Source organism: Embleya sp. NPDC050493 (assembly GCF_044458105.1).
Taxonomy (GTDB): Bacteria; Actinomycetota; Actinomycetes; order Streptomycetales; family Streptomycetaceae; genus Embleya.
Map to the genome: position 1 here is coordinate 277,421 of NZ_JBITHP010000013.1, position 4,563 is coordinate 281,983.

General features: G+C 70.9%; 3 protein-coding genes. All 3 read right to left on the reverse strand.

What is annotated here, in order from left to right; all coding sequences use genetic code 11:
* Window positions 1–147: 147 nt before the first annotated feature.
* Entirely contained in the window at window positions 148–1,407 is a 1,260-nt protein-coding gene (locus tag ACIBM5_RS25315; protein WP_396008906.1) for an ABC transporter substrate-binding protein, read from the reverse strand.
* Window positions 1,408–1,541: 134 nt separating this feature from the next.
* On the reverse strand, window positions 1,542–2,834 hold the full coding sequence (locus ACIBM5_RS25320; RefSeq protein ID WP_396008907.1) for a Gfo/Idh/MocA family protein: 1,293 nt from the start codon (window positions 2,832–2,834) through the stop codon (window positions 1,542–1,544).
* Window positions 2,835–2,917: 83 nt separating this feature from the next.
* Window positions 2,918–4,563, reverse strand: a 1,646-nt coding sequence (locus tag ACIBM5_RS25325; protein ID WP_396008908.1) for a peptidase C14, incomplete at its 5' end; no start/stop codon positions are given.

Below are 4,563 nucleotides of genomic sequence, written 5' to 3' on the forward strand. Positions count from 1 at the left end.
GGGGGGGGGTCGGGGGGGGGTTTTTGCCCCCCGGGGCCCCCGGGGCACCGGGGTGGGGGTGGGGGGGGTTGGGGGGGGGGGCGGGGGGGGGCGCGGGGGGGGGGGGGGGGGGGGCCCGGCCCGGACGGGGCCGGGCCGCCCGTCGGGTCAGCGCGCGAGCAGCGCGTTCGCCGCCTTGGCCGCGTCGTCGAGCGCGTTCTTGGGGCTCTTGTTGCCGATCAGCGCGGCCTGGATCTCGGGCGCGAGCACGCCCATCACGTCGCGCGACTTCTCCTTGAGCGGGCCGGCGCTCATCACGTCGAGCGTCTTGGCCACGGCTGCCTGGAGCGCGTCCCCGGGGTAGGGGTCCGCGGCCGAGGTGCGGGCCGGGAAGTAGCCGTTGGACTTGACCAGCGCGAGGCTGTTCTCCGGCTTGGCGACGAAGGAGATCCACTTGCCCGCGGCGTCCTTGTTGGCACCCTTGAGCATCGCGAACGAGCCGACCGTGCCGTAGCCCGCGGACTTGACGTCCTTGAGCGGCGGCATCACCACGGTGTTCTCCTTGCCCCAGAACTTCTCCACGTCGGCCGGGGTGTTCTGCCACGTGCAGGCGACCTTGCCCTTGGCCACCGGGGTCTGCTCCAGCTTGGGCGTGGTGGTGACCTGGTCCTTGTCGGTGTAGCCCTTGTCCACCAGGGTCTTGAGGTAGGTCAGCGCCTTGACGCCGGCCTCGGAGTTGAACGCGACCGACTTGCCGTCGGCGGCGAACACGTCGCCGCCCGCCTGCCACAACATCGGGTACCAGGTCAGGTTCAGCGTCTGCTGGGTGTCACCGCTGTAGCTGGTCGCCTGGAAGCCCTTCTCCTTGAGCCTGGGCGCCAGGGCGAGCAGGTCGTCCCAGGTGCTCGGGTAGGTGCTCTCGCCGATCGCGGCGAACACCCTCTTGTCGCAGATCAGCGGGTTGGCGCTGGTCAGCAGCGGAGTCGCCAGCGGCTTGCCGTCCACGCTCACCGAATCCAGCGCGGCCTTGCGGTAGTCCGCCTTGTCGGCGGCCGGCATGTACTCGTCCGCGGGCACCAGGCTGCGCTGGTACTTGGGCAGTTGGTCGGGCACCAGGTAGACCACGTCCGGGCCCTTGTTCGCCGCGATCGCGGTGGCCAGCGCGGTGTCGCGGTTGGCCCACGGGTAGGTCTCGACCTTGACCTTGTAGCCCGGGTTGGCCTTGGCGAAGGCGTCGGTGAGGCCGGCCCAGTACTCCTTGTTCTTCGCCTCGTCGGCGATCACCGGGTACATCCACGTGGTGATCGTCTTGCCGCCCGAGCCGGGCCCGGAGGAGCCGCCGCACGCGGCCAGGCTCACGGTCAGGGCGGTGGCGAGCACCGGGAGGGCGATCGCGCGGACGGTACGCGGACGGATGCTTCTTCTCATGAGGGTTGCGTCTCCTGACAGCGGGGTTTGACGGGGTGTCAGTTCAAGGACCGAGGCGGTGGACCGGCCGCTCGCCCACCGCCGGCAAGCGGCGATCGTGGGACGGCGCGAGCGGCCGGCCGACTCGGGGATGCTCAACTCGCGGGTACGACCTCGGTGTTGCCGCCGTGCCGGGAGCGTTCGACGGCGAACGCGGCGAGGTGACTGCCGAGCGAGTCGGCACCGTTGGAACGGATGTGGGCCCGGTCGCCGGTGGCCAGTGCGGTGACGAACGCGTCGATCAGCGCGGTGTCGCCGCCGCCGTGCCCGTCCGCCGCGTTCGACCCGGAGGCACCCGCGTCGTGGGTGACCACCTTGTCGTCGGCGAAGGTGTGCACGGTGACCTTCTCGCCGTCGCCGCGCAGCCAGCCGTGGCTGCCGAAGATCCGCACCTGACGGTGCGTCTGCTCGGTGAACGCGGTCATCGTGAAGGTCGCGGTGATCCCGCCGGACAACTGCATCGCCACCACCTGGTGGTCCACCACGTCGTTGTCGCAGTGGTAGACACAGCGCCCGTACGGGCCTTCGCGCAGTGCCCGGACCAACTCGGCCCGATCCTGCGGCCCGTGCGCGGCGTCCGTGACGTGGTTGATCGGCCACGCGTCGCCGGTCTTGCGCAGGGCCGGGAAATAGAGCTTGGGACCCGAGTACGGGCAGTCGGGTTCGACCGCGCAGTCCAGGCAGTTGCGGGCCGAACCCGCCGGCGCGTTCTCCGGCTTGAAGTGGGCGAGACCGCCGAAGCTGGCCACGGTCTCGATCCGGGCGCCGGTGACGTAGCCGATCCAGTCCAGGTCGTGCGAGGACTTGGCCAGGATCATCGGCGAGGAGTCCGCCTCGCGGCTCCACGGACCGCGCACGTACGAGTGTGCGTAGTGCCACCAGCCGACCGGCTCCAGCAGGTCCAGGCTGACGATCGAGCCGAGCACGCCGGAGTCCAGGACACCTTTCACCAGGTCGGTGTAGGGGGTGTAGCGCAGTACGTGGCACACCGCGAACGGGACGCCGGTCTCGGCGACCCCCTCGATGATCCGCCGGCAGTCCGCTTCGGTGGCGGCCATCGGCTTCTCGGTGAGGATCGCGTAGCCGGCCCCGGCCAGCGCCAGGATCGGTTCCACGTGCTCGCGGTCCTGGGTGGCCACGATCACCGCGTCCGCGATGCGTTCGTCGAGCAGCGCGTGCCAGTCCTCGAACTGCACGCTCGCGCCGGACGCGGCCCGGGCGGAGGCGCGCGGGTCGGCCACCGCGACCAGTTCGGCGCGGTCGGGGTGCCGGTGGATCCAATCGGTGTAGGTCAGGCCGCGGTTGCCCGCACCGACGAGCGCGATCCGTACGGGTCGGTCGGTGCCGGCCGGTCGGCCGGGGTTCGTGGTCAAACTGGGGGCGGTCATGGTGCTTCCCGTGGTGCGAGGGTGTTGCGGATACGACAGTGGCCGCGCGTCCGAGCGGGCTGCGGGCCGAGGGTGACGGTGCGTCAGAGCAGCTGGTTGCCGGCGGTGTGCGCGACCCGCGGGCCCTCGTCGGGCAGCGCGGTACGGGTGACGCCGTCCTCGACGCAGCCGCTGTGCAACAGCGCGCTGGTGCCGCCGAAGGCCGCGCCGGTCAGTTCGAGCCGACCGCCGGTGAACGTGCCGCCCGCCGCGCGGTAGCGGTTGGGCCCGTCGGTGACCAGGACGTGCGCCGTGGCCGGGTCGGCCGCGGTGGACACGCAGCCGTCCAGCTGCCAGGAGACCGTGCGGGCGCCGCCGGTGCGCGAAAGCAGCGCGCGGGCCGCGTTGGTGCCGCCGAGCCGGGTCCGCGACAGCGTCACACTCTGGTCGCCGGCGCCCGCGAACCGCAGCCCGGTGTCCCGAAGTTCGCCGCCGGAGACGGTCAGCGCGGGGCCGGTCACCGTGGTCGGTGCGGCGGTCGGCGCGCCCACGAGCGTGCAGTCGGTGAGCACGAGCCGACCGGTGTTCTTCAGACTCGCGTTGTCCAGGCCCTTGAGGGTGACCCGGTGCAGGTGCAGTTCGCCGCTCACGCCGGCCTGGGTGATCTCGGCGTCCTTGCCCAGCGTGAACGTCGAATCGGCGATCACGTTGGCGCGCTGCGAACGGTTGGACGCCTGGGACACGACCAGCGGTCCGGACGCGGTGCAGCCGCGGATCTGCACGCCGTCGGCGTTGACCCACAACATCCCGGACCCGGCGAGCGCCGGCCTGCCGATCACCTGCACGTCCTCCAGGGTCAGATCGGTGATCTTGACCCGGGCCACGAACCACGAGCACACGTGCTTGCGCACCGTGATGCGCTTGGCCACCGAACCCCACGCGGCCCCGGAGTTGGCGAAGGTCATCAGCCCCGAGTTGCCGGTGTAGACGAGGTCGTGCTCGAACTGACCATGCGTCACGAACGGGCCTTGGTCGTCGCCGTCGCCGTGGCAGTTGGTCACGTAGCAGTAGGCGGAGGCGGTCAGGTCGTTGAGGTGCCGGCTGTTCGCGACGTGGCAGTCCTCGACGTGCCCGTACAGGCAGTAGATCTGCTGGGTCAGGTAGCCGGCGCCGCCCCACGTGACGCTGGCCGGGTTCTTCAGCGTGCACGCGCGGGTGCGGTAGTGGGTGCACCAGCGGCGCATGATCACCGGCCAGAACGTGCCGATCGCGTCCACGTGTTCGACGTCGCAGTGGATCGTGTACTCGTAGGCGATCGGGTGCGAGCCGGTGTACTGGTCGCCGTCCTGGATGCCCTGGAAGACCATGTTGCGCACGTGCGCGCGGTCGACCGGCTCGATCCGGGTCCAGGTGAAGGTACGGCCGGCGGCGAGATCCCAGCCGATCTTGTAGCCGACCCGGATGTGCGTCGCGTCGACGAGCTGGGTGACCTCGACCAGGCGCTGCACCTCCTGCTCGTACTTGCCCTTGCCCGGCTCCGGGTCGATGGTGACCGCCCACCAGTCGCCGACCTTGAAGGCGGCGCTGTCCGGCACCTCGAAGACGTCCGCGAGGTCGGGCATCGGCTGGGAGAGCCTGGCCTTGACCACCGTGTCGGTGACGGTGCCCTTGAAGTACAGGACGGCGCCGAACGGGTTGTCGTGGGTGTTCTTCTCGATGCCGGTGGTGCGGACGGTGTGTCCGCCGAAGT